The 23,234-nt window shown below is 75.0% G+C and carries 25 protein-coding genes; 8 read left to right on the forward strand and 17 right to left on the reverse strand.

Features of this window, described 5'->3' with window-relative positions; genetic code table 11:
- Position 1 precedes the first annotated feature (1 nt).
- The 3 genes from ACFVUY_RS07165 to ACFVUY_RS07175 all read left to right on the forward strand — a co-directional run bounded on the left by ACFVUY_RS07165 (position 2) and on the right by ACFVUY_RS07175 (position 2,090).
- On the forward strand, positions 2-1,147 hold the full coding sequence (locus tag ACFVUY_RS07165; protein ID WP_387727964.1) for a hypothetical protein: 1,146 nt from the start codon (positions 2-4) through the stop codon (positions 1,145-1,147).
- Positions 1,148-1,229: 82 nt separating this feature from the next.
- Positions 1,230-1,625 carry a roadblock/LC7 domain-containing protein gene (locus ACFVUY_RS07170; RefSeq protein ID WP_387688112.1) on the forward strand — a complete coding sequence of 132 codons (396 nt, stop codon included), beginning with the start codon at positions 1,230-1,232 and terminating at the stop codon, positions 1,623-1,625.
- A 90-nt stretch (positions 1,626-1,715) separates the two neighbouring features.
- A complete protein-coding gene (locus ACFVUY_RS07175) occupies positions 1,716-2,090 on the forward strand; it encodes a hypothetical protein (RefSeq protein WP_359898244.1) in 375 nt (124 codons plus the stop codon).
- Between the two features lie 112 nt (positions 2,091-2,202).
- Here ACFVUY_RS07175 and ACFVUY_RS07180 read toward each other — a convergent pair whose 3' ends face one another.
- The 6 genes from ACFVUY_RS07180 to ACFVUY_RS07205 form a co-directional block, all read right to left on the reverse strand.
- The gene (locus tag ACFVUY_RS07180; RefSeq protein ID WP_387727966.1) at positions 2,203-3,354 is read right to left on the reverse strand and encodes an NUDIX domain-containing protein; all 1,152 of its coding nucleotides are present in this window, start codon (positions 3,352-3,354) and stop codon (positions 2,203-2,205) included.
- 385 nt (positions 3,355-3,739) lie between these two features.
- The gene (locus ACFVUY_RS07185; protein ID WP_387727968.1) at positions 3,740-4,618 is read right to left on the reverse strand and encodes an SGNH/GDSL hydrolase family protein; all 879 of its coding nucleotides are present in this window, start codon (positions 4,616-4,618) and stop codon (positions 3,740-3,742) included.
- Positions 4,599-5,909, reverse strand: coding sequence for a glycosyltransferase (locus tag ACFVUY_RS07190; RefSeq protein WP_387727970.1), 1,311 nt, complete (start codon positions 5,907-5,909; stop codon positions 4,599-4,601). The genes ACFVUY_RS07185 and ACFVUY_RS07190 overlap by 20 nt, the downstream gene beginning before the upstream one ends.
- Entirely contained in the window at positions 5,906-7,123 is a 1,218-nt protein-coding gene (locus ACFVUY_RS07195; RefSeq protein WP_387727972.1) for a glycosyltransferase family 4 protein, read from the reverse strand. Before ACFVUY_RS07195 ends, ACFVUY_RS07190 begins: the two co-directional genes overlap by 4 nt.
- A 109-nt stretch (positions 7,124-7,232) precedes the next feature.
- Positions 7,233-7,421: a YegP family protein gene (locus ACFVUY_RS07200; protein ID WP_387688102.1), complete on the reverse strand. Its 189-nt coding sequence runs from the start codon at positions 7,419-7,421 to the stop codon at positions 7,233-7,235.
- Positions 7,422-7,558: 137 nt separating this feature from the next.
- Positions 7,559-8,236 carry a TetR family transcriptional regulator gene (locus tag ACFVUY_RS07205; RefSeq protein WP_387727974.1) on the reverse strand — a complete coding sequence of 226 codons (678 nt, stop codon included), beginning with the start codon at positions 8,234-8,236 and terminating at the stop codon, positions 7,559-7,561.
- An 81-nt stretch (positions 8,237-8,317) separates the two neighbouring features.
- Here ACFVUY_RS07205 and ACFVUY_RS07210 point away from each other — a divergent pair, with 81 nt between their 5' ends.
- Positions 8,318-9,199, forward strand: coding sequence for an SDR family NAD(P)-dependent oxidoreductase (locus ACFVUY_RS07210; protein ID WP_387727976.1), 882 nt, complete (start codon positions 8,318-8,320; stop codon positions 9,197-9,199).
- Positions 9,200-9,352: 153 nt separating this feature from the next.
- On the opposite strand, the gene ACFVUY_RS07215 is transcribed toward ACFVUY_RS07210, so the two are convergent.
- A complete protein-coding gene (locus tag ACFVUY_RS07215; protein ID WP_387727978.1) occupies positions 9,353-10,000 on the reverse strand; it encodes an HNH endonuclease family protein in 648 nt (215 codons plus the stop codon).
- A 190-nt stretch (positions 10,001-10,190) separates the two neighbouring features.
- Positions 10,191-11,591 carry an amino acid permease gene (locus ACFVUY_RS07220; protein ID WP_387688094.1) on the reverse strand — a complete coding sequence of 467 codons (1,401 nt, stop codon included), beginning with the start codon at positions 11,589-11,591 and terminating at the stop codon, positions 10,191-10,193.
- Between the two features lie 440 nt (positions 11,592-12,031).
- On the opposite strand from ACFVUY_RS07220, the gene ACFVUY_RS07225 reads away from it, so the two are divergent.
- On the forward strand, positions 12,032-12,247 hold the full coding sequence (locus ACFVUY_RS07225; RefSeq protein WP_359912359.1) for a hypothetical protein: 216 nt from the start codon (positions 12,032-12,034) through the stop codon (positions 12,245-12,247).
- Between the two features lie 43 nt (positions 12,248-12,290).
- Here ACFVUY_RS07225 and ACFVUY_RS07230 read toward each other — a convergent pair whose 3' ends face one another.
- Positions 12,291-13,283: a deoxyribonuclease IV gene (locus tag ACFVUY_RS07230; RefSeq protein ID WP_380545737.1), complete on the reverse strand. Its 993-nt coding sequence runs from the start codon at positions 13,281-13,283 to the stop codon at positions 12,291-12,293.
- Positions 13,284-13,514: 231 nt separating this feature from the next.
- Here ACFVUY_RS07230 and ACFVUY_RS07235 point away from each other — a divergent pair, with 231 nt between their 5' ends.
- The 3 genes from ACFVUY_RS07235 to ACFVUY_RS07245 all read left to right on the forward strand — a co-directional run bounded on the left by ACFVUY_RS07235 (position 13,515) and on the right by ACFVUY_RS07245 (position 17,518).
- A complete protein-coding gene (locus tag ACFVUY_RS07235; protein WP_387727980.1) occupies positions 13,515-14,885 on the forward strand; it encodes a cytochrome P450 in 1,371 nt (456 codons plus the stop codon).
- 366 nt (positions 14,886-15,251) lie between these two features.
- Positions 15,252-16,334 carry a nitrous oxide reductase family maturation protein NosD gene (locus ACFVUY_RS07240; protein ID WP_387727982.1) on the forward strand — a complete coding sequence of 361 codons (1,083 nt, stop codon included), beginning with the start codon at positions 15,252-15,254 and terminating at the stop codon, positions 16,332-16,334.
- A gap of 149 nt (positions 16,335-16,483) precedes the next feature.
- Positions 16,484-17,518 carry a methyltransferase gene (locus ACFVUY_RS07245; protein ID WP_387688087.1) on the forward strand — a complete coding sequence of 345 codons (1,035 nt, stop codon included), beginning with the start codon at positions 16,484-16,486 and terminating at the stop codon, positions 17,516-17,518.
- 146 nt (positions 17,519-17,664) lie between these two features.
- Here the strand turns inward: ACFVUY_RS07245 and ACFVUY_RS07250 are convergent, their stop codons facing one another.
- From ACFVUY_RS07250 to ACFVUY_RS07285, 8 genes are all read right to left on the reverse strand, one after another.
- Positions 17,665-18,345: a class F sortase gene (locus ACFVUY_RS07250; protein ID WP_387727984.1), complete on the reverse strand. Its 681-nt coding sequence runs from the start codon at positions 18,343-18,345 to the stop codon at positions 17,665-17,667.
- Positions 18,346-18,447: 102 nt separating this feature from the next.
- Positions 18,448-18,903 (reverse strand): hypothetical protein, encoded by a 456-nt coding sequence (locus ACFVUY_RS07255; protein WP_387727986.1) that lies wholly within the window; start codon positions 18,901-18,903, stop codon positions 18,448-18,450.
- A gap of 328 nt (positions 18,904-19,231) precedes the next feature.
- The gene (locus ACFVUY_RS07260) at positions 19,232-19,561 is read right to left on the reverse strand and encodes a TcmI family type II polyketide cyclase (protein WP_359912339.1); all 330 of its coding nucleotides are present in this window, start codon (positions 19,559-19,561) and stop codon (positions 19,232-19,234) included.
- On the reverse strand, positions 19,558-20,013 hold the full coding sequence (locus ACFVUY_RS07265; protein ID WP_387688081.1) for an SRPBCC family protein: 456 nt from the start codon (positions 20,011-20,013) through the stop codon (positions 19,558-19,560). The genes ACFVUY_RS07260 and ACFVUY_RS07265 overlap by 4 nt, the downstream gene beginning before the upstream one ends.
- A 1-nt stretch (position 20,014) precedes the next feature.
- Positions 20,015-20,275: an acyl carrier protein gene (locus tag ACFVUY_RS07270; RefSeq protein ID WP_359912333.1), complete on the reverse strand. Its 261-nt coding sequence runs from the start codon at positions 20,273-20,275 to the stop codon at positions 20,015-20,017.
- Between the two features lie 29 nt (positions 20,276-20,304).
- Entirely contained in the window at positions 20,305-21,543 is a 1,239-nt protein-coding gene (locus ACFVUY_RS07275) for a beta-ketoacyl synthase N-terminal-like domain-containing protein (protein WP_387727988.1), read from the reverse strand.
- Positions 21,544-21,548: 5 nt separating this feature from the next.
- Positions 21,549-22,805, reverse strand: coding sequence for a beta-ketoacyl-[acyl-carrier-protein] synthase family protein (locus ACFVUY_RS07280; RefSeq protein ID WP_387727990.1), 1,257 nt, complete (start codon positions 22,803-22,805; stop codon positions 21,549-21,551).
- Positions 22,802-23,227, reverse strand: coding sequence for a cupin domain-containing protein (locus tag ACFVUY_RS07285; protein ID WP_359912324.1), 426 nt, complete (start codon positions 23,225-23,227; stop codon positions 22,802-22,804). The genes ACFVUY_RS07280 and ACFVUY_RS07285 overlap by 4 nt, the downstream gene beginning before the upstream one ends.
- Between the last annotated feature and the right edge of the window lie 7 nt (positions 23,228-23,234).

Consider the following 23,234-nt stretch of genomic DNA (forward strand, 5'->3'; position numbering starts at 1 on the left):
CGTGACCGCCGCGACCGGCACCGCGCCGCCGCCCCCGGCGGAGGCCGCCACCCCGAGGTCCCCGGGCGAGGCGCTCGCCCTGCTCGCCGACCGCCGCGCCACCGGCGCCCTGCGCGGGCCGCTCGGCAGCCTCCACCTGGTCGACGGGCGGGTGGCCGCCGCCGAGTCCCTCCGGGCGCCCGGACTGGCCGACCTGCTCATCGGCTGCGGCCGGACCACCCCCGAGGACTGGGCGGAACTGTTCCGGGCCCACGGCCCGAGGTCGAGGGTCGGCGAGGCACTGGTCGAACGGCGGCTGCTCACCCGGGGAGAGCTCGAACTCGGCCACCTGGGAACGCTGTTCGACGCCGCGTTCTTCGTGCTGGCCGACCCGGCCGGCGGCGTCTGGCGGTTCGAGGCCGACGCCCGGCACTGGCTCGGGCCGGTCGCGGAGGTCGACCCGGCCCGGATCCGCCGCGAGGTCGAACGCCGCCGGAAACTGCTCGACGGGATCTGGCCGTGGGCGCAGCTCGACACCGCGCCGGTCCGCCCGGCCGAGTGCGGCCGCCGGTCGTCCCACCGCTCGTGCGGCCGCCGGCGACGTGAGCTGTTGGAGCACGCCGACGGTCGCAGGACCCCGGCGGACCTGGCCCGGCTGCTCGGCCGCTCCGGCTTCGGGGTGACGGCCGATGTCCGTCGACTGGCCGCCGCCGGACTGCTGGATTCCCCGCGCCCGCCTGCCGTGCCGCACCCGCCTGCCGTGTCGCGCCCGCCCGCCGCGGCACCCGTGGCACCCGTGGCACCCGCGGCACCCGCGGCGCCGGAGGTCCCGGTGACGGCCCCGGTGCCCGGGGCGCGGCCGACGACCGCTCCCCGGCCCGAAGCCGCCCCACCGGTCGCGAGCGGACCGGCCGGAGGGCTGCACCGCAGGGTCCCCGGCGCCAGCCTCCGGGGCGCCGACCTCCCCGGCACCCCGGTCACGGCCGTTCCCGCCCCCGCCGCCGCTTCCATTCCCGCCTCCGCCCCCGAGGCGGCCCGCAGCGGGACCGACGCCCCCACGTGCCCCGAACGCCCGCCCATCACGGCAGCGGCCCACCCGCTGGCCGTCCCCGATCCGGACGTCGCGCTGCTGACCCGGATCCGAGACCTTCTGGAGGCCCGACTTTGACCCATTCCCCGCCCGCGACCCCGTCGTTCCGGCCATGAGGCGGGCACTCAAGCAGCGTGTCGGAAGGAGACAACTGATCGCCTTGGAGACCGAGTTGCTCGCCGAACTGCGTGCCGTCAAACACCGCGTACCGCACCTCGCGGGTGGTCTGGTGGCCAGCGTGGACGGCCTGTTGGTCGCGCACGACACCCACGGCACCGAACCCTCGGGACTGGCCGCGATGACGGCGGCCTCGCTCTCGCTGGCCCAGCGGCTCGCCGACACCACCGGCCAGGGCGAGTTCCGCGAGTCGCTGGTGCGCGGCGAGAACGGCTACGTCGCCACGTACGCGGCCGGCGGCAGCTGCGTGCTGACCCTGCTGGCGCACCCCGACGTCAACGTCGGCCGGCTGCACCTGGAGGCCCGCCGCAGCGCCCAGCGCATCGCGGGGCTGCTCAACGACGCCCTCGTGCCCAAGGATCCGCGCGACGCGGGCTGACCCGGACCGACCCGGGCCGACCCGGGCCGACCACCGAACCATCGTCCCCATCCGTCCCGAACAACCCATCAATGAACGGGAGTTACCCAGATGACCGACGCACCCGGCGCGCTCAAGCAGGCCATGACCAGCATCGAGGGCGCCATCGGCGCGGCCCTGGTGGACTACAACAGCGGCATGGCGCTGGCCACCCTCGACGGCCCCGGCGGCCTGGACCTCAACGTCGCCGCCGCCGGCAACACCGACGTGGTCCGCGCCAAGATGCGCACCATGGACATGCTCGGCCTCCAGGACGGGATCGAGGACATCCTGATCACCCTGAGCAGCCAGTACCACCTGATCCGCCCGCTCACCGGCCGTACCGGCAAGGGCCTGTTCCTCTATCTCGCGCTGGACAAGGCGCGCGCCAACCTCGCGATGGCCCGCCACCAGCTGGGCCGGATCGAGGCCGAGCTGGAGGTCTGACGCGCAGCCCCGGGACACCGTCCCGGCGCGTCACCCGGGCGCGCGGCCGCGCGGGTCACGGGCGAGGCCCCGGCGGTGGTTCGGGCCACCGCCGGGCTCCGTCCGGCAGGGCTCACCTCCGGGGCAGGTCCGGCCCGGCGGCCTGCCCGCGCACCAGCTCGGCCGGCCCGCCCGACCGCTCCCGGGCGGCCAGCGCGGCGGCCGTCCGGTCCCAGGACGGGCCGGTCAGCAGCGTCCGTGCCTCGGCCGGATCGCAGAGCCGCCACTCCACCAGCTCCTCCTCCGGCAGCGCGATCGAGCCGAGCATCCGCTCCGTCACCGTGCCGCCGTCGAACACGTACACCAGGACGGCGGTGTCCCGGCCGGTCGCCGGGTCCGCCGCCGGATCGGCCGCCGCACCCGGCTGCCAGTCCAGCGCCAGCAGCGGCCCCGGTTCGACCTCCCAGCCGAGCTCCTCGCGGATCTCCCGCCGGGCCGCCGCCCGGGGCATCTCCCGGTCCGCCTCGACCCCGCCGCCCGGCAGCGTCCAGTACGGGACCTGCCCGCGCGGCCCGTCCCACGGCCGCAGCCGCACCAGCAGCACCCGGCCGGCGGCATCGGTGAACAGCGCCCGCGCCTTCGCCCGGATGCGCGGCCGGGTGGCGTAGTACGTCTCCCGGTCCATCGGCGGATCCGGCCGCTCCTCGGTCGGCGGCGTCAGCCCCGGCGCCGCGGCCAGTCCGGCGTACGCGGGCACCGGCCCGTCGGCGGGAAGTCGCCGGAGCGTGTGCCCGACCGGCCGGCTGTCCTCCAGCTCCAGCGGCCCGTCGCCGCGCGGCGCCAGCAGGCAGGCCGTCACCCGGCGCGACAGCCGGGGCGGCAGCGCGTGCCCGGCCTGCTCCGTCGTCAGCCAGGTCCAGCCGCCGACCTCCGCCGTGTCCGGCCGGAACGCCGCCGCCTGCGCCGCCGTCAGCGGCTCGGCCCAGTACAGGTACGCGACGATCGGCAGGTCGCCGTGGCGCAGCAGCGCCCAGTCCACGCAGGCCAGCGGTCCCAGTCGGGGCGTGAAGCCCAGCTCCTCCCGGATCTCCCGCAGGGCGGTCTCCCTGGGTGATCGGTCCGCCGGCTCCCACCCGCCGCCCGGGATCGCCACCGGATGCCTCCGGTCGTACGGCAGCCGCACCACCAGCACCCGCCCGGCCCCGTCCGGGAACAGCACCCCCGCCGCCGCCAGGACCTCCCGACCGGCCGTGCCCGCGCTCTCCACCCCGACTCCCTCCGTCACGTTCTCCCCGGACACGACAACCGGGCCCACCTCTACGGTTCCCACCGGACAGCGCCCCCGACCCTCCACGATCGGGGGATCGGGAGGCCCTGCGCCGCCCGGTCCGGCCGTTCGCGGCGTTCGGTCCGAGTCGGCCCACGGCGGTACTCCGGGGCCGTCCGGCGTGGTCATCGGCACCCGAGGCCCGTCGACGTCGCGGAGCCGGCTCCCGTCCGGACCCAGGTGGTGCGGCTCCTCCGGGTGTCCGCCGGACGCCCGGCAGGGGTTGCTCCCGACGATTCCGCGCGGTGTCGCGCGCTCCTCCCCAGGCCACGCGCGGCTCCACCGTCCGGCGCCGGTGAACTCCTCCTCGAACAGCCGTCGTTCCGGGGTGGGCGCGAGCCCCTCACCCCAGGGAGGCCAGCGCCTGTGCCGCCGCGCGCGCCATCTGTTCGTCGTACCGTCCGCTGCCGCCGCGCAGGCGGGCGACGCCCTCGGCGGCGGCCAGGGCGAGCAGGCCCGGCAGCAGGTCGGTGCTGCGGGCGGCGAGCCAGCGGGTGCCCCGGGTGGCCATCCACCAGAGGTCGGCGGCCGGGCCAGGCGGGGCCGCGGCAGAGGCGGCGGCCGGGGGTGGGCCGAGGGGGTGGCCGGCCTCGGCGAGCAGGTTGTGGAACCGCAGGGCGATCAGGTGGTGGCCCTCGGCACTGGGGTGCAGGCGGTCCACGCTCAGCAGCCGGCGCTCGGCCAGCCACGGCAGTTCGGTGATGTGCAGGTGGATCGCCCGGTGGCGCTCGGTGAGGGCGTGCACCACGGTGTTGACCGCCCGCATCCGGCGCGCCAGCGGCCGGGCGAGCGGCGCCGGGAGCCGGAGCAGGCTGCCCGGGTCGGGCAGGCAGGCGGTCAACAGCCTGGCACCGTGGCCGGACAGTTCCCCCATCGTGGCGTCGAGTTCCAGCGTGGCGCGCCGGATGTCGAAGCCGGTGCGCAGGGTGTCGTTGCCGCCGACCACCACGGCCGCCAGCTGCGGCCGCAGCGCCAGCGCCTGCGGAAGTTGACGGATCGTCAGTTCCGTGGTGAGCGCCCCGCTGTACGCCAGGTTGGTGAACTCCGCGGCCCGCCCCTCGGGTGCCAGCGCGTCGGCCAGGACGGCGGCCCAGCCGCGCCAGCCCTCGCCGACCCGGTCCCCGACCCCTTCCGTCAGCGAGTCCCCGAGTGCGACGAAGCGCAGTGGTTCGCCCGTCGCGGGGCGCTCCCGCGCCGCCCGGTCACGCCCGGCTTCCAGCATGCTCGTCCCGCCCCCCGTCCACCGCCTCGTCGTGGTGCGCGCCGTGCGCCGCCAGGAACGCCGCCACCGCCGCCGGCCAGCCGTACCGCTCGGCCTGCGCCCGGGCGGCGGCCCGCCGCAGGTCCTCCGGCCGCCCCAGCAACTGCCGTACCGCGGAGGCGAATCCGCTGCCCGTGTCGACGGCTGTCGCTCCGGCGAGCCCGATCAGGCCGGGCAGCGCGGAGGAGCGGCTGACCGCCACCGGGGTTCCGCAGGCCAGGGCCTCCATCGCGGCCAGGCCGAAGGTCTCCACCGGCCCGGGCGCGAGCACCACGTCCGCGCAGCCCAGCAGCCGGGCCAGCTCGGCACGCCCGCCCAGGTGCCCGAGGAAGCGTACGGGCAGTCGCAGCCGTGCGGCCCGGGCCGCCAGCCGTTCCCGCAGCGGGCCGGTCCCGGCGACCACCAGCACCGCGGGGTGCCGCCGCGCGCGCAGCTCGGCCAGGGCCTCGATCGCCCGCTCGGGCCGCTTCTCCGCCGAGAGCCGCGAGCAGAGCACCAGCAGCGTCTCGTCCGGAGCGGCGTAGCGGGCCCGCTCGGCGGCGCGGGCGGCCGGCGGCAGCGGTCGCATCGCCTCCAGGTCCACCCCCAGCGGGGCCCGGACCAGGTTCGGGGCGCCGATCCGCCGGAACTCCGCGGCGGCCCAGTCGGTGGTGCAGAGCACCGCGTCGTAGGCGCGGGCGGTGGCCGCGTTGAGCCGGTCGGCCGCCGTGCCCGCCAGCGGGCCGGGCAGGCCCCAGGTGCGCAGCACCCCGGCCGCGCTCTCGTGCGAGACCATCACCGACCGCACCCCGTGCCGCCGTGCCCAGGCGCCGGTCCAGCGCAGCGTGGTGCGGTCGGACACCTCCAGCCGGTCGGGGGAGAACCTGGTCAGTTCGGCGGCCACCGCCCGCCGGTCGGTGAGCAGCCGGTAGCCGCCGGCGGCCGGCAGCACCGGGCCGGGCAGGGTGACGACCACCCCCTGCTCGGTCTCCTCCTCGGAGCGCCGTTCCCCGGGGACGATCAGCACCGGACGGTGCCCGGCCCCCCGGTACCCGGCACCGAGGTGGCGCAGCGCGGTGCGCAGACCTCCGGAGACCGGGGTGACGAAGTTGGCCAGCCGGACGATCGTCAGTGCCTCGCCGGGCCTGGGCGCGTGGTCGGCCCTCGGCGCCCCGGCGGTCGGCCGAGGCGCCCCGGGGGCCGGCCGAGAAGCCCCGGGGGCCGGCCGAGCCCCGCCGGTCGGCCGTGCGCTGTCGTCGGGAACGGGGGTCATGCCGGCAGCTCCTCCGGCAGGACGGGCGCCACCGGTTCGACCGGCGCGGGGGCGGCGGCCGGCAGCGGCAGCCCGCGGTGTTCCGCCAGCACCTCGGCATAGTGCCGCAGCAGCAGGTCCCCGACCGCTTCCCAGGTGCGTGCGGTCACCTCGGCCCGGCCGGCCCGCCCGTACCCGGCCCGCCGCGCCGGGTCGGCGGCGAGCTCGGCCACCGCGCGGGCCACCGCCGTGCCGTCCCGGGGTGGTACCAGCAGGCCGGTGCGGTGGTGGGCGACGAGGTCCAGCGGTCCGCCCGCCGCCGGGCCGATCACCGGTACGCCGCTGGCCATCGCCTCCTGGATGGTCTGGCAGAAGGTCTCCAGCGGGCCGGTGTGCACGAAGACGTCCAGGGTCGCGAAGCAGCGGGCCAGTTCGTCACCGGTGCGCCGGCCGAGGAACACCGCGCCCGGCATCGAGGCCTTCAGCCCGGGCGCCGAGGGGCCGTCCCCGACGACCACCACCCGTACGCCGGGCAGTGCCGAGGCCGCGGCCAGCAGGTCGACCCGCTTCTCCGGGGCCAGCCGTCCGACGTACCCGACCAGCACCTCCCCGCCGGGGGCGAGCGCCCGGTGCAGCGCCTCGTCCCGGTGCCGGGGGTGGAACCGCACCGAGTCCACCCCGCGCGGCCACAGCTGCACCCGCGGCACCCCGTGCGCGGTCAGGTCCTGGGCGGCGGGGGTGGAGGGCGCCAGGGTGCGGGCGGCCGCGCGGTGCACGGCCCGGATCCGCCGCCAGGCGGCGGCCTCACCGAGCCCCCGCCCGGCCCGGTAGGCGTGGGCGTAGCCGGCCAGGTCGGTCTGGTAGACGGCCACGGTGGGCACCCCGAGCCGCGCCGCGACCTGCATCCCGCGCGCGCCGAGCACGAAGGGGCTGGCCAGGTGGACGATGTCCGGCCGGTGCCCGGCGATCGCGGCCGACAGCTGCCGGCTGGGCAGGGCGATCCGCACCTGGGGGTATCCCGGCAGCGGGACGGACGGGATGCACACCACGGGAATCTCGCCCGCCGGGGTGCCGCCGAAGGTCTCCGGCGGGCACTCGGTGCCCCGTGCCGGTGCGGGGGTGACGACGAGGGGCCGGTGGCCCCGGCGGACCAGGTGCTCGGCCGTCCGCAGCACGCTGTGGGCGACTCCGTTGACCTCGGGCGGGAAGGATTCGGTGACGATGGCGACGCGCATGCCAGTGTTCTGTCCGCGTCCGGCGTGCACCCGGCCAAAGGGATCTGTCGTAGAGGAGAACGCGGGTCGGCGATTTGCACCGCCGACCCGCGGCGCGGTTCGCGTCCGGTCACACGGACCCGGCGGTCTCCTTGAGCTCCGCGTACGGCGCGAGCTTGCGGATCGACTCGATGCTCCTCAGGCAGTCGTCCTTGCTCTCCTGCGGGTCGCCGGTCACCACGATCGTCCCGTTGCTCGCCTTGAGCCGGAACCGGTGCATGCCGCCCTCGTCCACGTACAGTTCGAACTTGCCAGCCATGCCAGAAACAGCCTTCCGCTCGGTTGACCCCCTGGCACCGGAACCTAGGGTCAAATCCCTTGTGCGGCACGTCAGATGATCCATCCGAGTGCACCGGAACGGGAGTTGGCGCGGGCCGGACGGTCCGGGCGGGCGGCTCAGTCGATCGGCTCGGCCCGGCCGGAGGCCAGCCCGGTGACGGTGGCGGTCAGGATGCGGGCGAGCCGGGGTTCGACCTCGATGACGGCGTGTGCCAGCCGGGGATCGGTGCGGTAGAGGGCGGCGACCTCGGTGCCCGGGTTCGCGATCTGCCACATGGCCCCGGCGAGGGAGACGGCGGTGGCGATCAGGTCGGTGACGTCCTGGTCGTCCAGTGCGGGCAGTTGTTCGCGGACGGCCGCGCCGATCGGTTCGCGGGCGGCGAGCGTGGCGAGCTTGAAGTCGCGCACCGCGTCGAGCGAGACGTTGCGTTCGAGGTTGAGCGGGGCGTGGGCGAGCAGGTCGCAGAACATCCCGCGGGCGGCGAGCGTGGTGGCGAAGGCCCGCGCCACGGCGGCCGGGCCCGGCTCCGTGCTCTCCCGCAGCCGCGCGGTCAGCGCGTCCGACCACTCCGCCCAGCCCTCGGCGGTGAGCCGCAGGAAGATTTCCTCGCGGGTCTCGAAGTACCGCAGCAGCGCCGACTTGTGCATTCCCACCGCGGCGGCGATGTCGGTCAGGGTGACGTCCCTGATGCCCTGCTCGTGGCCGAGCGAGCGGGCCGCGGCCAGGATCGCGGCCTCGCGCCGGCGTTTGGCCTCGGGCGAGCGTGCGCGCTGGAACTCCGATGCTGCATCCACCCGCCCATGGTAGGGCAACGCCGTTGCCGTAATACCGCAACGCCGTTGCGCTAATAACGCAACGGTGTTTTACTAGATGGCATGGAGCAGAACACGGAACAGACCTGGTTCATCACCGGCAGCTCGCGTGGCTTCGGCCGCGCCCTCGTCCGCGCCGCGCTCGAAGCCGGCGACCGGGTGGCCGCGACCGCCCGCCGGCCCGAGCAACTCGCCGACCTCGTCGAGGAGTTCGGCGACCGGATCCGCCCGATCGCGCTGGACGTCACCGACCCGGCGGCCGCCCGGGCCGCCCTCGCCGAGGCGCACGCCGCCTTCGGCCGGATCGACGTGCTGGTGAACAACGCCGGCTACGCCAACGTCTCGCCGATCGAGACCACCGAGGACGCCGACTTCCGCGCCCAGTTCGAGACCAACTTCTGGGGCGTCTACCACGTCACCAAGGCCGCGCTCCCGCTGCTGCGCGAGCAGAAGGGCGGTCTGGTCGTGCAGTTCTCCTCGATGGGCGGCCGGGTCGGCGGATCCCCGGGCATCGCCTCGTATCAGGCGGCGAAGTTCGCCATCGACGGGTTCAGCCGGGTGCTGCGCGCCGAGACCGCGCCGTTCGGCGTGCGGGTGCTGGTGGTCGAACCCAGCGGCTTCCGCACCGACTGGGCCGGCTCCTCGATGGTCGTCCACGACGTCCCGGAGGCCTACGACGAGACGGTCGGTGCCGTGAACCGGCGGCTGCGGCAGGGGGGCGACGGCGCCGCGGGCGACCCGGTCCGGGCCGCCGAGATCCTGGTCCGGGTGGCCAAGCGGCGCGACATCCCCCACCACCTGCCGCTCGGGGTCAACGCCGTCGAGGGCTCGATCGCCATGGACCGGCGGCTCCTGGCGGAGGACACCAGGTGGCGCGAGGTGGCCCGCTCGGCCGATTTCGCCGAGGCCTATCCGGTCGACTTCCCGGCCGACTCGACCGACTGAGCGTGCCGACTCGACCGACTGACCGTGCCGAGCGGCCCGGCACCACCGCAGCCGCGACCGGCACCACCGCAGCCGCGACCGGCGCCATCGCCGCGCCCGTGCGCGGCAATGCGGCCCGGCGCGGGGTGAGCGCCGGGCCGCAGGGGTTTCGCGTCAGCAGTTGTCGAGGATGCCGGTGAGCGCGGTCTTCTCGGCGCTGTCCACGCCCAGGCCGTAGTACTGCTTCACCTGTACCCAGGCGCGGGCGTAGGTGCAGCGGTAGGAGGCCTGGGGGAGCCACTCGGCCGGGTCGCGGTCGCCCTTGGAGCGGTTGCTGCTGGCGGAGACCAGCAGCAGCTGGGGGCGGGTGACGTCGTTGGCGAAGGCCTGGCGCTGCGCGGTGGTCCAGGCCCAGGCGCCGGAGGCCCAGGCCTCGGAGAGCGGCACCAGGTGGTCGACGTCGAAGGAGGAGGCGTTGGTGGTGGTCGCGCCGTCGTACGGCGAGGACCAGTTGCCGCTGGTCGCCTTGCAGGAGGTGTCGGTGGCGACGTTGCTGCCGTCCCGCTTGACGACCCACTCGCGGGTGTCGCAGGTGCCGCTGATGGTGATCCAGGTCGGGAACAGCGTGCGGTCGTAGGTGTCCCCGTGGGTTTCCGCGGTGGCGGGCATCGCGGCGAGGTAGCTGCGGGCGGTGGCCGCGGAGATCGGGGTCGGCAGGGCGGCCTGGGCGGGGGTGCCGGCCGTGAGCACGGTCACGGCGGCGAGGGCGGCGGCAGCCGGTATGCAGGACAGGAACCGGCGCACGGGTGCGGTGGGGGCCATGGCGGACGCTCCATCATCAGATCGGAAGAACTGCTGAATTGCGTGCGCCAGTGTGGCGATCCGGTCACCTACGCGGGTAGACCCGGGAAGTGAAATCCTCGTGCACATCGGACGTGCACCGGACAAGTCCGGCGTACGTCACGGGGGTTCGGGTTGGTGTGTCCGGTTTTCCGGCTGCCGCCGGGGGGATTCAGTCGCGGCGGCGGCCCGCCATCCAGACGTAGACCAGGATGCCCGCGAACAGGAACAGCACGCCCTGGTAGACGGCGGCGTAGCCGGCCCCGGCGAGCAGCCAGAGCGAGAAGGCGAAGGCGCCGAGGCCGAGGACGGCGTCGCGCACCAGTCGCCCGCGGTCGACCTTCTCGCCCGCCCCGCGCACCAGCCAGTACAGCTGGGCGGCGGTGGAGAGCAGGTACGGCACGGTGGCGGTGAAGGTGGTGACCAGCACCAGCATGTCGAAGGCGCCCTTCGCGCCGCTGGCGAAGTTGACCACGGTCAGCGCCGAGGCCAGTGCCACGCTGACCAGCACGCCGAAGGTCGGCACCCCGCGCCGCTCCTTGCCGAAGGCGGCCGGGAACAGGCCGTCCTTGGCGGCCGCGTACGGGGCCTGGGCGGAGAGCAGGGTCCAGCCGTTGAGGGCGCCGGTCATCGAGACCAGCGCGGCGACGGCGATCGCCGTGCCGCCCCAGCCGCCGCCGAACATGGCGTCCACGGCGTCCGAGAACGGCGCGGCGGAGTGGACGAGTTGCTGGTGCGCCACGGTGCCGAACACCGCGATGGTGCCGAGCAGGTAGACCACCGCCGCGCCGATGGTGCCGAGCACGCTGGCCCGGCCGACGTTGCGCTCCGGGTCGCGGACCTTGCCGGCGCTCATCGCGGCCGACTCCACGCCCAGGTAGCTGAACAGCAGGATCGCCGCGGCGGCGGTCATGCCGCCCGCCCAGCCGTGGCCGGTGGCGTCGAAGGGCCCGAGGTTCTTCGGGTCGAAGAAGAACAGGCCGCCCACCGAGACCAGCAGCAGCGGAATGAACTTCAGCACGGTGGAGACGAGTTGGACGGCCCCGACGTAGCGGGTGCCGGCCAGGTTGGCCAGGGCCGGCAGCCACTGGAAGGCCAGCGCGGCGGTGATCTCCAGCGGGATGGAGTGGTGGAGCGGCAGCAGCACGTCCAGGTACCCGACGGCGGCCACGGCGAGCGCGGCGTTGCTGACCCAGGTGGTGATCCAGTACGACCACGCGGACAGGAAGCCGGCGAAGTCCCCGAAGGCCTCGCGGGCGTAGACGTACGGCCCGCCGGTGCGCGGGTTGCGGCGGGCGAGCTGCCCGAAGACCAGCGCCAGCGCGATCGCGCCCACGGTGAGCACTCCGAAGGCGGCCAGGCTGACCGTCCCGAACGGGGCCACGGCGGCGGGGATCATGAAGATGCCGCCGCCGATGATGTTGCCCATCACCAGGGCGGTGGCGGTCAGCAGCCCGAAGCGGCGGCCGGTGGTCCGGGCCGCGGGGCCGTCCTGCGGGGAGCCGACCGGTCCCGGGGTCTCCGGGCCGCTCGGTCGGGTCGCCTGCCGGGGTGCGGCGGGACTGGTCTGCATGAGGGTGGTGCGCCTTTCGTGGTGCTGCTCCTGCTGGCGCTCGCGCTCGGTGGAGCGTCATGGAGCGACCGTTCATGCTCGGACCGGGCGGCACCTTGCACCAAATCGCCGGGATTTGTTCAGTTCGCCCGGTCCATCGCCGCAAGACTTGCGGCCGGGGGACGGCCGGACGGGTACTCGTCCGGCCCCCTCCGTCCGGCCGTTCGACCGGATTCACGCGGGTACGCCCGTATTCCTCGACGTACGCCCGGATTCGCCCGGCCGGGGGAGTTGCCTCACCCGAACGCCTCAGCCCGGTTGCGGCGCGCGCCCGAAGCCGCGTGTTCGTGTGCCAACGTTGGCGCGGCGCCCCCGGTGGGGCGCCGCCCGGCCCGTCGGGCGGCCGAACAGGCCGGTCGGGGGCGCGGGTTGAGGACCAGAGACGAACCAAAGGACATCAGATGTCGCTTCGTGGGAAGATCCGCAAGCTCGCCGTGATCGTCGCCGTGGCCGGTGCCGTGGTGGCGGTCCCGACCTCGGCCATGGCGGGGGGCTTCGCTCCGACGCAGTCGGAGGGACAGCACCTGGAGTCCGGCTCCGCGGGCGTCGGGCTGGTCGGCCCGCACGCCACCTGGTTCAACTACTCCGAGCACAGCGAGAGCGACTGCGGCTGCTGATCCCCGCCCCCCGAGCCCGGAGGCCGCCCGTCGGCCTCCGGGCTCACGGCCGTCCCGCGGCGGCCGGCTCCCGCAGGTCCGTAGGACGGGTTCCGGGGCCGCGGACCGCCGCCCGGTCCCGCAGTTCCTTCAGCACCGCGATGTCCATCGCGTGCCCGGTGCCGTCCCCGCCGTGCTTGCGGTCCGGGGTCTCCACCACCAGGGGCACCCCGGCCGTCTCCGGGTGCTCGAACAGCTCGCGGAACGGCTCGGCGCCGATCATCCCGGCGCCGATGTTGGCGTGCCGGTCCTTGCGGGCGCCGACCACGTCCTCGGAGTCGTTGGCGTGGATCAGCCGCAGCCGGCCCGGACCGGCCGCGGCGGCCAGGGCGTCCAGCGCGGCCGTCACCCCGCCCGGCTCCGCCAGGTCGTGCCCGGCGGCGAAGGCGTGGCAGGTGTCCAGGCAGACCCCCACCTTCGGGTGATGGTCCAGCGCCGCCATGTACGCGGCCAGCTCCTCCAGCCGCGAGCAGAGCGAGCTGCCCTGGCCCGCCGTCGGCTCCAGCAGCAGCCAGGGCGCGTCGTCGCCCAGCCCGTCCAGTTCCTCCAGCAGCGGCCGGACGTCCGTCCGGACCTGCGCCATCGCCTCGGCCCGGCGCGAACCGCCGCCGGGCGCGGTGCCGACCGCCGAGCCGGTGTGCAGGACGACACCGAGCGCGCCGATGGCGTGGCCGCGGCGCAGCGAGTGCCGCAGCGACTCGGCGGAGCGTTCGCGGGTGGCCGGGTTGTCCGAGCCGAAGTTGATCAGGTACGGCGCGTGCACCCAGGCCGGGACGCCCTGTTCGGCGCAGGCGGTGCGGAACTCCTCGTCCTGGGCCGGGTTGCCCGGGGGAGTGGCCCAGCCGCGCGGGTTGGCCACGAACACCTGCACCGTCTCCGCGCCGACCCGGGCCGCGTACGCCAGGCCGGTGCCGGCGAGTCCGCGCGCGGCCACCGGGACGTGGGCACCGATCGGGTTGCGGAGAGCGGCGACGGGCGGTACGTGCACGGTGGTCATGACCCCGAGCATGCCACGCGTCCGGACCGGGGTGTCGGGCGGGCCGGGCCGGGCCGGGCGGAGCGGAGCGGGGTGACCGGGTCGGGGTGGCCCGGGAGGGTCGGCCGGGGTCCGGAGAAACGATTCGCTGTGCTCGATCGAGTGAATCCGGGCCGGAACCCGGGGACCACCCCACCCGCCTCCGTCACGATCCGTGACCAGATGGACTTCGCGACTCCTGAGGAGGCAGCCGTGAGCACCGCCGAACCGGTCGAGACCGTCGACCTGCGCGCCGACCACCTGATCCGCGACCCCTTCACCGCCTTCGCCGACCTGCGCGAGCGCGCCCCGCTCGCCCGCGCCACCATCCCCGGCGTGGAGCCCTTCTGGATCGCCGTCCGCTACCAGGACGTCCGCACCGTGCTGTCCGACCCGCGCTTCGTCAACGACGTGAACGCCGTCGACGGCCCCGTCGCCGACGAGCCCGCCGACGAGCCCGCCACCGCCGCCGCCACCGACCCGTCCGGTCCGGCGGACGCGCCCGCCGCCCCCGCCCCCGTCCCCGCGCACCGCACCGAGCAGGTCTGGCGCGCCCGCGGCATGCCGCCGGAGTGCGCGAAGTACCTGCGCGCCGGGGTCTTCGGCGCGGACGGCGCCCGGCACCGCCGGATGCGCGGGCTGGTGCACCCCGCCTTCACGGCCGGTGCGGTGGAGCGCCTGCGGCCCCGGATCGAGCGGCTCGCCGAGGAGTACGCCCGGGCGCTGCCCCGGCACGCCGGCCCGGACGGCGTGGTCGACCTGGTGGCGCACTTCGCCTACCTGCTGCCCGTCACGGTGATCTGCGAGCTGCTCGGGATCCCCGAGGCCGACCGCCCCCAGTGGCGCCACTGGAGCTCCTACCTCGGCCGGGGCGCCGGGCCCGGTCTGGACGAGGCGCTGCGCGCCATGGTGACCGCCGCCCGCGACCTGGTCGGGCGCCGTCGGGCCGAGCCGGCCGATGACCTGCTCTCCCGGCTGGCCGCCGCGGAGGGCGACACCCTCGCCCCGGTGGAGACCGTCTCGCTGATCCTCAACCTGATCGTGGCCGGGCACGAGACCACCGCCACCCTGATCGGCAACGGCACGGCCGCGCTGCTCGCCCACCCCGAACAACTGGCGCTGGTCCGGTCCGACCCGGGCCTGCTGCCCGCCGCCGTCGACGAGCTGATGCGCTGGTGCGGCCCGACCATCGGCGGGGTGCCGCGCTACGCGACGGAGGACCTCACCCTGGCCGGCACCCCGATCCGCAAGGGCGAGGCGGTGATGCCGATCCTCGCCGGGGCCAACCACGACCCGCGGGCCTACGCCGAGCCGGAGCGCCTGGACGTCCGCCGGGCGAGCGCGCCGGACCGCGCGGGGCAGCACGAGGCGCACCTGGGCTTCGGCCACGGCACCCACCGGTGCCTGGGCTCGGTGCTGGCGCACCAGGAGGCCGTCGTCGCCTTCGACACGCTGCTGCGGACGTACCCGCAGCTGGCTCTCGCGGTCGGCCCGGAGGCCGTCGAGCGCGGACCGAACCCGGCCGCCTGGCACCTCGCCGCGCTGCCTGTCCGCCTCGGGCCGCAGGCCCCGGCCGCGGGCTGACCCGGGCCGCCGAGCCCGCTGCCGAAGCGCCCACTGCCGAAGGGCCCGACGCGCCCGACGCGCCCGACCGCCCCCGTGGCCGGGCGCGTCGCCACGACTGCCGCAGCCGCCCACCTGCCGCACGGCACGCCCGACCCCCACCACCCCGCGCCACGCCGGGCCGTCCCACGTCCGGTCGACGCCCCGTCAGTCCCGCAGCCCAGCCCTGGTGGCGGGGCCATCCGGCCGCCCGTACCGTCGACACGGCCGCACCCACCGGCCGTCACCGCCCGCGCACAGCGCGTCAGCCCACACCGCCGGCCCGTGCGGGGGACCACGACACCCGCACGAAACACCGCGCGCGCCGAAAGAAACAGGTCACCACTCATGTCCACGCGACGGGTCCACCACCTCGCCGCGGCCACCGCCGCCGCCACCGCCCTGACCACCGTCCTCGCCGCCCTGGCCGCCGCCCCCGCGGCCCGCGCCGACGGCGGCCTCCCGCTGCACCACGTCCGGCCAGGAGAATCGATTCAGCGGGCGGTCGACGCCGCCCGGCCCGGTGACACCGTCCAGCTGTTCCCCGGCACCTACCGGGGCAGCGTCCGCATCACCACCCCCGGCATCACCCTGCGCGGCGCCGGCCGGGACAGCGTGATCGTCCCGGGGGACGGCACCGAGAACGCCTGCGCCGCCGCCGGCCACGGCATCTGCGTGGTCGGCACCGAGGAGCACCCGCTGTCCGACGTCACCGTCCACGGCCTCGCCGTCACCGGCTTCCGCAAGAACGGCATCGACGCCAGCGGCACCACCGGTCTGACCGTCAGCGGCACCTACGTCCACGACAACGCCCAGCAGGGCATCAGCCAGGAGATGTCCACCCGGGCCGTCATCCGCGGCAACCGCTCGACCGACAACGGCCAGTCCGGCGTCTTCCTCGCCAACTACGCCTACCGCGAGGGCGGCTCGCCCGACACCGGCGGCACCGTCGTCGAGCGCAACGAGCTGACCGGCAACCGGGTGGGCGTCACCGTCCGCCGGTTGCGCGGACTGGCCGTCCAGGACAACGGGATCAGCGGCAACTGCGCCGGCGTCTTCGTGGTCGGCGACGAGGGCGTGCCCCGCGCCGGGAACCTCGACGTCCGGCGCAACACCGTCGTCGGCAACAACAAGTTCTGCCCGGCCAACCCGCGCCTGGGCGCCATCCAGGGCGCCGGCATCGTGCTCACCGGCACCGAGGACACCCGGGTGACGGAGAACGAGGTCCGCGACAACACGGGCACCTCCGACTTCTCCGGCGGCATCGTCCTCTTCCGGAGCGTCGTCGGCGTCTCCAACGCCCGCGCCGTGATCACCGACAACGAACTGAGCGGCAACGGTCCGGCCGACCTCGCCGACCGCGACGCCGGCGCCGACAACACCTTCGCCCGCAACACCTGCGAGCGCTCCGAGCCGGCCGGCCGCTGCTGAGCCCCGGCGCCCCCTCACCCAGGCCGGCGGCCCGTCGCTCCCCACTCCCACCCCCGCCGCCGGCCCGCGGCCGACCGCCTCCCGCCGCCGGCCCGTCGCCCCTCGCCGCCCGCCGCCCCAGGAACCCCCAAGGACCCGAGGAACCCGCCATGACCACCGCACCCGCCCATACCAGCCACCAGGCCGCGATGCGCCTGCGCGAACTCGTCTTCGGCGCCGCCTGCGCCGCCGCCGTCCGCGCGGCCGCCCGGCTCGGTGTCGCCGACGTGCTCGGCGACACCCCGACCACCGTCACCGACCTCGCCGTCGCACTCGACACCGAGCCCCGCCAACTGCGCCGCCTGCTGCGCGCGCTCGCCTGCTACGGCATCTTCGAGGCGAGCGGCGACGACCGCTTCGAGCACACCGAGATGTCCCGGCTGCTGCGCGAGGACGCCCCCAACTCGCTGCGCTACATCTCCCTCTGGTGCACCGAGCCCTGGACCTGGGAGGCCTGGCCGAAGCTGGACGAGGCCGTGCGCTCCGGCCGCAACGTCTTCCCCGAGCTGTTCGGCAAGGAGTTCTTCGACTACCTGCACAGCGACGCGGGCGACTCGGCGAAGGTCTTCGACAAGGCGATGACCACCTCCAGCCGGCAGTCCGCCGAGGACTTCGCCGAGTACCTGGACCTCACCGGCATCGACTCGGTGGCGGACATCGGCGGCGGCCAGGGACACGTGCTGGCCAGCCTGCTGGAGAAGCACCCGGCGCTGCACGGCACCCTGCTGGACCTGCCCAAGGTAGTGGCCGGCGCCGACCCGCGGCTCCAGGACGGCGGCGCCTTCTCCGCCCGGGCCCGCCTGGTGCCGGGCGACTGCCGGGTGGAGATCCCGGTCCGCGCCGACCTCTACATCATCAAGAACATCCTGGAGTGGGACGACGACAGCACCCGCCGCACCCTCGCCAACGTGGTCAAGGCGGCCGGCTCCGGCGCCCGCGTCGTGGTGGTGGAGAACCTGGTCGACAACAGCCCCTCGATGCGGTTCACCACCGCGATGGACCTGATGCTGATGCTCAACGTGGGCGGTGCCAAGCACTCCGAGGAGAGCATGGTCGGGCTGATGGCGGAGGCCGGGCTGACGGTCACCGCGGTCCGCCCGGTCAACCCCTACCTGCACGCCTTCGAGGCCCTCGTGACCGGCTGAGCCGCCGCCGTACGCCCGTACGCCGGTACGAGGGTACGACCACCGGCACGCGCGACCGCCGGCCCCCGAGCGATGGGGGCCGGCGGTCGCGCGTGCCCGGGCCGGATCGGGCCGGATCGGGCCGGATCGGGCCGGACCGGGGCGGGTCAGCCCGGGTGCGAGGACTCCAGGTGGGCGAAGACCACGACGTTGTCGAGGTAGTCCCGCCGCTTCTTGTCGTAGGTGCCGCCGCAGGTGATCAGCCGGAGCTGGGCGTCCGGGGTCCTGCCGTACACCTTGGCGTCGGGGAAGGCGTTCTTGGCGAAGGTCTCCACCGAGTCGACCGAGAACACCGCGACCGTCCCGTCCGCGCGGCTCACCTCGACCTTGTTGCCCGGCAGCAGGAAGCTCAGCAGCAGGAACACCGCCGGGCCCTTGGCGGTGTCCACGTGCCCGGCCAGGACCGCGCTGCCGCGCTCCCCCGGGGTGACGCCGTCCCGGTACCAGCCCACCAGGTTCTTGTCGTCCGGCGGCGGCGCGTCGAGCTGGCCGGCCGGGTTGACGGCCAGTTCGGTGAACGGCGCGTCCACGGCGATCTGCGGGATCCGCAGCCGGGTCGGCTTGGCGCGTTTGAGCGCCGGCGTCTGCGGCGCCGCGTCCGCGTCCGCGGCGCCCGCGGGACCGGGGACGGCCGGTGCGGCGGCCGCCGGGGGAGCGGGCCGGCCGTCCTCCGTGCCAGGGTCCGCGCCGGTGTCCACCGAGTTGTAGATCAGCAGCAGCCCGACCGCTGCCGCGCCCATCCCCGCGCGCAGCAGCCGGGGTGTTCCAGAGGCGGGACCGCCCGTCATTCCTGTCCTCCGCTCGACCTGTTCCACGACGGCCCGCCGCCCCCGGTGCGCCCGCCCCGTGCGGGGAGGCGTCCGGAGGCGGCGGAAGCAGGGTGCCCGGCGTCAGGCGACCGCGCCGGTGGTACGGCGGCCGCGGCGCAGGGCGTACGCGCCCGCCCCGAGGCCGCCGAGCAGCAGCACCGCGCCGGAGGCGAGCCCGCTGCCGGACAGCGCGAGGCCGCCGCCGCCGGTGTGCACGCCGCCGTGCGGGGTCTTGTGGTCCTCGTCCTTGGCTTCGGAGCCCTTGTGCTCGTCGGAGCCCTTGTGTTCCTCGGTGCCCTTGTGCTCGTCGGAGCCCTGGCGCTCGTCGGCGCCCTTGTGCTCCTCGGAGGCGGCACCGCCCTTCCTGTCGTCGGTGGCCTTGGAGTTGTCGGAGGTCTTCTCGGACTTGTCCTGCTTCTCCTGCCAGGTCAGGTTCTTGCCCTGGTCGGCGGCACCGTCGGCGAATGCCATGGGGGTACCGACGGTGATCATGGCGGCGACGGCCGCCCCGGCGAGCAGTGTGCGTGCAGAACGCATGAGGATGATCCTTCCGGCGCGCAGGACCGCGACCGCCGACACGGTGCCGGGCAAGGGGACTCGCGGGGGATGCGCCTGATCCACGGTCATCCACCGTGCGGCCGACTGCCACCGGAGTGTGGCAGCGCCGGTACGCAGCGTGCGCCCTTCGGGTGGAGTCCCGGGAGTGTTCACCCGTACGGCCGGGCGATCCGGGTGAATCCGGGCGGGTGCACCCGGGGCGGCCGGATCCGATCCGATCCAGGCCGATCCGGGGCGCTGCGGCTGGGCACGCGTGGGCCCGCCCCCGGCACACGGCCGGGGGCGGGCCCATCGGGGAGGCGCCGGGTCAGCGGTCCCAGCGGTAGAACTCCCGCGCCATCGCGTCCTTCGGTTCCCGCCAGGTGGCCGGGTCGTACGCCTGCACGTAGGCGGTCAGGCGGTCGCTGACGGTCCGGAAGTCCGGGTGTCCGACGACCTTGGCGACGGCCGGGCCCGGCGGGCGGTCGGCCTCGATCAGGTGCAGGTAGACGTCGCCGAACTGGAAGAGGCTGCGGCCGGTGACACCGATCAGGTGCGGCAGCTCGCCCTGGTCGGACTCGGCGAACACCTCGGCGATGTCCGGTGCGGCCTCGGGCTTCATCCGGGCGACGATCAGCGCCCGGTGGACGCCGGTCACAGCTCCGCCGCCCGCTTCTCGACCTTCTCCCGGATCAGCTGCATCTGGATCTTCGAGTTCCGGTTGATGTGGCCGGTCATGCCGGCGTCGTCGACCGGGGCGGTCGGCTTCATCGCGAAGTCCTGGATCCAGCGCATCCTGGTGCCGGCCGGCACCTCGGCGTACTCCCAGCGGATCTCCATGAACTCGAACGGGCCGGGTTCGACCCGGCGGGCGCGCACCGAGAGCGCCTCCCGGTCGGTCTCCCGTTCGGAGACCCAGCTCCACACCTGGCCGTTCTCGTCGGGGTGCATGGTGAGCCGGAACCGGACGAGGCTGCCCTGCCGGTCCAGCACCTCGACCGAGGCGTACTCGCTGAACAGCTGCGGCCAGTTCTCCAGGTCGTTGGTCATCTCCCAGACCAGGTCGAGCGGAGCGGCGATGACGATCTCGTTGTCGGTGTGTCCGGGCATCTCAGGCACCAGCCTTCGTGGCGAGGGAGGAGTTGATCAGCTCCAGGAACTCGGCCGGGGTCTTGGCCGATTCGGCGCCCGAGGTGACCTTGAGGCCGTGCCGGTTCTCCAGCTCGCCGACCACGCCGAGCAGGCCGAGCGAGTCGACGCCGAAGGTGTCGAACTCCGCGCCCGGCCGCGCCAGGTCGCCCGGGTCGACGGCGACGCCCGCCCGGGCCTTGAGCAGCTCGGCGAGTTCCGGATAACTGAGGGTGTTGCTCACAGGGGTGTCCCTTCGAAGGTGTGGGTGGTTCAGGGCCGCACGCGCCGGACGACCAGTGCGGAGTTGGAGCCCATCAGCCCGCGGCTGAGCACCAGGGCGGTGTTCAGCTCGGCCGGTCGGGCGCGGCCGGTCACCAGGGCGAGGTCGTGGCAGACCTCGGTGACGTTGGGGGTGGGCGGCAGCACGCCGTCCTCCATGGCCAGCACGGCGGCGGTCACGTCGAGCAGCGGGGCGCCGCAATAGGCCCGCCCCGTACCGGTCTTGGGTGCGGTGACCGGGACGCGCTCGGCGGCCGGGCCGAGGGCGTCGGCCAGCGCCAGGGCTTCCGCCCGGTCGGCGGCCGGCACCCCCAGGGCGTCCGCGAAGACCACGTCGATCTCCTCGGGCGCGATGCGGGCCTCGTCCAGCGCGATCCGGATGGCGGCCGCCAGCCCCTCCCGGGACTCCGCCCAGCGGGAGGCGCCGGTGAAGGTGGCGCCGTGCCCGGCCAGCAGCGCCCGGACCCGGGCGCCGCGCAGGCGGGCCGCCTGCTCGTCCTCCAGCAGCAGCATCGCGCCGCCCTCGGCGGGGGCGAAGCCGCAGGCCTGCGCGGTGAACGGCAGGTACGCCTGCTCGGCCTCCTCGGCCAGGCTGAGTTCGGGGTAGCCGAGCTGGCAGACCATCGAGTACGGCGCCAGCGGGGCCTCGGCGGCGCCGGCCACCACCGCGTCGGTGCCGCGCTCGATCGCCCGGACGGCGTGTGCGAGGGCGTCCAGCCCGCCGGCCTCGTCGCTGGCGACCACTCCGCAGGGGCCCTTGTAGCCGCCGCGGATCGAGATCTGGCCGGTGCTGGCCGCGTAGAACCAGGCGATGGACTGGTACGGGCCGACGAACTTCGGCCCCTGGCCCCAGAGTTGCTGGAGTTCGCGCTGGCCGAACTCGCCGCCGCCGGAGCCGGCCGCGGTCACCACGCCGATCGCGAAGGGCTGTTCCGGGTCGGGCCGGAACCCGGCGTCCGCCACCGCGAGGTCGGCGGCGGCCATCGCGTAGTGCGTGAAACGGTCGGTCTGCACCAGGAAGCGGTTGTCGATCGCCGACTGCGGATCGAACCCGTTCACCTGGCCCGCGATCCGGAGCGGAAGCCCGGTGCAGCCCTCGCGGGATATCCGGTCGAGGACGCTCACGCCCTGCCTGGTGGCCTTCCAGAAGGCGTCGGCCCCGACCCCGTTCGGTGCCACCACGCCGAGGCCGGTGACCACCGCCCGGCGGCCCTGCTGACGTGACGTCATGGAACTCACCCCGTTCTGTTGAGCACGACGGCGGACTGGAATCCGCCGAATCCGCTGCCGACCGAGAGGATGTGGCTCAGCGGCAGCTCGCGCGCGGTGCGCGGCACGTAGTCGAGGTCGCACTCCGGGTCCGGCGTCTCGTAGTTGGCGGTCGGCGGCACGACGCCGTGGGCGAGCGCCAGGGTGCAGGCGACGACCTCGATGGCGCCGATCGCGCCGAGCGAGTGCCCGACCATCGACTTGATCGAGCTCATCGGCGTCCTGAAGGCGTGCGCGCCCAGCGAGCGCTTGACCGCGGCGGTCTCGTGCCGGTCGTTCTGCTTGGTGCCCGAGCCGTGCGCGTTGACGTAGTCCACTTCGGTGCGGTCCACCCGGGCGTGGACGAGCGCGTGGTCGATCGCCCGGGACATCTCCAGCCCCTCCTTGGTGAGGCCGGTCATGTGGTAGGCGTTGCCGAAGGTGGCGAAGCCGCCGATCTCGCCGTAGATCCGGGCGCCGCGGCGGCGGGCGTGCTCCAGCTCCTCCAGGACCAGGACGGCGCCGCCCTCGCCGAGCACGAAGCCGTCCCGGCCGGCGTCGAAGGGGCGGGAGGCGTGCTGCGGGTCGTCGTTGCGCTCGCTGGTGGCCTTGATGGCGTCGAAGCAGGCGACGGTGATCGGCGAGATCGGGGAGTCGGAGGCGCCGGCGACGCAGATGTCGGCGCGTCCCTCCTCGACCGCCTGGAAGCCGTACCCGATCGCGTCCAGGCCGGAGGTGCAGCCGGTGGAGACGGTCTGCACCGGGCCGTGCGCGCCGGTCCGCTCGGCCACCGCGGAGGCCAGGGTGCTGGGCGCGAACGCCCGGTGCAGCTGTGGCTCGGCCTGCCCGGGGTCCACGTCCCAGCGGGCTCCGGCCGCGCTCACCAGGGCGTAGTCGTGCTCCAGCCGGGTGGTGCCGCCGACGGCGGTGCCGAGCGAGACGGCGATCCGCCACGGATCCTCGGCGGCCAGGTCCAGGCCGGCGTCGGCGAGCGCCTCGTCGGCCGCGACCATCGCGAACTGCACGTAGCGGTCGGCCCGTTGGACGTCCGCCGGGCCCAGTCCGTGGGCCGCCGGGTCGAAGTCGACCTCGGCGGCGATCCGGGAGCGGAACCCGGTGGGGTCGAAGAGCGTGATGCCCCGGGTCGCGGTGCGGCCGGCCGTCAGCAGGTCCCAGAACGCCGGGACGCCGACCCCGCCGGGAGCGACCACACCGATCCCGGTGACGGCGACGCGCCGGGTCACGAGCCCACCTTGGCGTGTTCCGGCGGTCCGGACGCCGCGGTCCCCTCGGTGCTCACGTGGCCGAGGTCGGGGCGGGGGGCGAGCGGGCCGAGGTGGAAGACCATCCGGGCCTCGGTGTCGCCGACGTTGCGGAAGCGGTGGCGCATGTTGATCGGGATCATCAGGCCGTGGTCCGGCTTGAGCGGATGGGGCTCGCCGTCCAGGTCCACCTCCAGGTCGCCGCAGACGACGAACACGAACTCCTCGGAGTACGGGTGGTAGTGCTCGCGGATCCGCTCGCCGGGCTTGACGATCGCCAGGCCCATGAAGCCGCTGGTCGCGCCGCAGCTGGTCGGGGTGAGCATGGTGCGCAGCTCGGCGCCGTGACGGCGGTTCTCCGGCGCGTCGTGGACGCTGACGATCCGTGGGGACTGGGTGGTCATGGAGTTC

This window comes from Kitasatospora sp. NPDC058063, assembly GCF_042885395.1.
Lineage (GTDB): Bacteria > Actinomycetota > Actinomycetes > Streptomycetales > Streptomycetaceae > Kitasatospora > Kitasatospora lactacystinica.

What these genes read in the sequence shown, in the direction of transcription:
- ACFVUY_RS07210 (WP_387727976.1), top strand. Translation starts at nt 8,318, where the DNA reads ATGGAGCAGAACACGGAACAGACCTGGTTCATCACCGGCAGCTCGCGT.
- ACFVUY_RS07240 (WP_387727982.1), top strand. Translation starts at nt 15,252, where the DNA reads ATGTCCACGCGACGGGTCCACCACCTCGCCGCGGCCACCGCCGCCGCC.
- ACFVUY_RS07230 (WP_380545737.1), bottom strand. Translation starts at nt 13,283, where the DNA reads ATGACCACCGTGCACGTACCGCCCGTCGCCGCTCTCCGCAACCCGATC.
- ACFVUY_RS07275 (WP_387727988.1), bottom strand. Translation starts at nt 21,543, where the DNA reads ATGACGTCACGTCAGCAGGGCCGCCGGGCGGTGGTCACCGGCCTCGGC.
- ACFVUY_RS07175 (WP_359898244.1), top strand. Translation starts at nt 1,716, where the DNA reads ATGACCGACGCACCCGGCGCGCTCAAGCAGGCCATGACCAGCATCGAG.
- ACFVUY_RS07225 (WP_359912359.1), top strand. Translation starts at nt 12,032, where the DNA reads ATGTCGCTTCGTGGGAAGATCCGCAAGCTCGCCGTGATCGTCGCCGTG.
- ACFVUY_RS07215 (WP_387727978.1), bottom strand. Translation starts at nt 10,000, where the DNA reads ATGGCCCCCACCGCACCCGTGCGCCGGTTCCTGTCCTGCATACCGGCT.
- ACFVUY_RS07250 (WP_387727984.1), bottom strand. Translation starts at nt 18,345, where the DNA reads ATGACGGGCGGTCCCGCCTCTGGAACACCCCGGCTGCTGCGCGCGGGG.
- ACFVUY_RS07220 (WP_387688094.1), bottom strand. Translation starts at nt 11,591, where the DNA reads ATGCAGACCAGTCCCGCCGCACCCCGGCAGGCGACCCGACCGAGCGGC.
- ACFVUY_RS07265 (WP_387688081.1), bottom strand. Translation starts at nt 20,013, where the DNA reads ATGCCCGGACACACCGACAACGAGATCGTCATCGCCGCTCCGCTCGAC.
- ACFVUY_RS07245 (WP_387688087.1), top strand. Translation starts at nt 16,484, where the DNA reads ATGACCACCGCACCCGCCCATACCAGCCACCAGGCCGCGATGCGCCTG.
- ACFVUY_RS07185 (WP_387727968.1), bottom strand. Translation starts at nt 4,618, where the DNA reads ATGCTGGAAGCCGGGCGTGACCGGGCGGCGCGGGAGCGCCCCGCGACG.
- ACFVUY_RS07190 (WP_387727970.1), bottom strand. Translation starts at nt 5,909, where the DNA reads ATGACCCCCGTTCCCGACGACAGCGCACGGCCGACCGGCGGGGCTCGG.
- ACFVUY_RS07255 (WP_387727986.1), bottom strand. Translation starts at nt 18,903, where the DNA reads ATGCGTTCTGCACGCACACTGCTCGCCGGGGCGGCCGTCGCCGCCATG.
- ACFVUY_RS07200 (WP_387688102.1), bottom strand. Translation starts at nt 7,421, where the DNA reads ATGGCTGGCAAGTTCGAACTGTACGTGGACGAGGGCGGCATGCACCGG.
- ACFVUY_RS07195 (WP_387727972.1), bottom strand. Translation starts at nt 7,123, where the DNA reads ATGCGCGTCGCCATCGTCACCGAATCCTTCCCGCCCGAGGTCAACGGA.
- ACFVUY_RS07285 (WP_359912324.1), bottom strand. Translation starts at nt 23,227, where the DNA reads ATGACCACCCAGTCCCCACGGATCGTCAGCGTCCACGACGCGCCGGAG.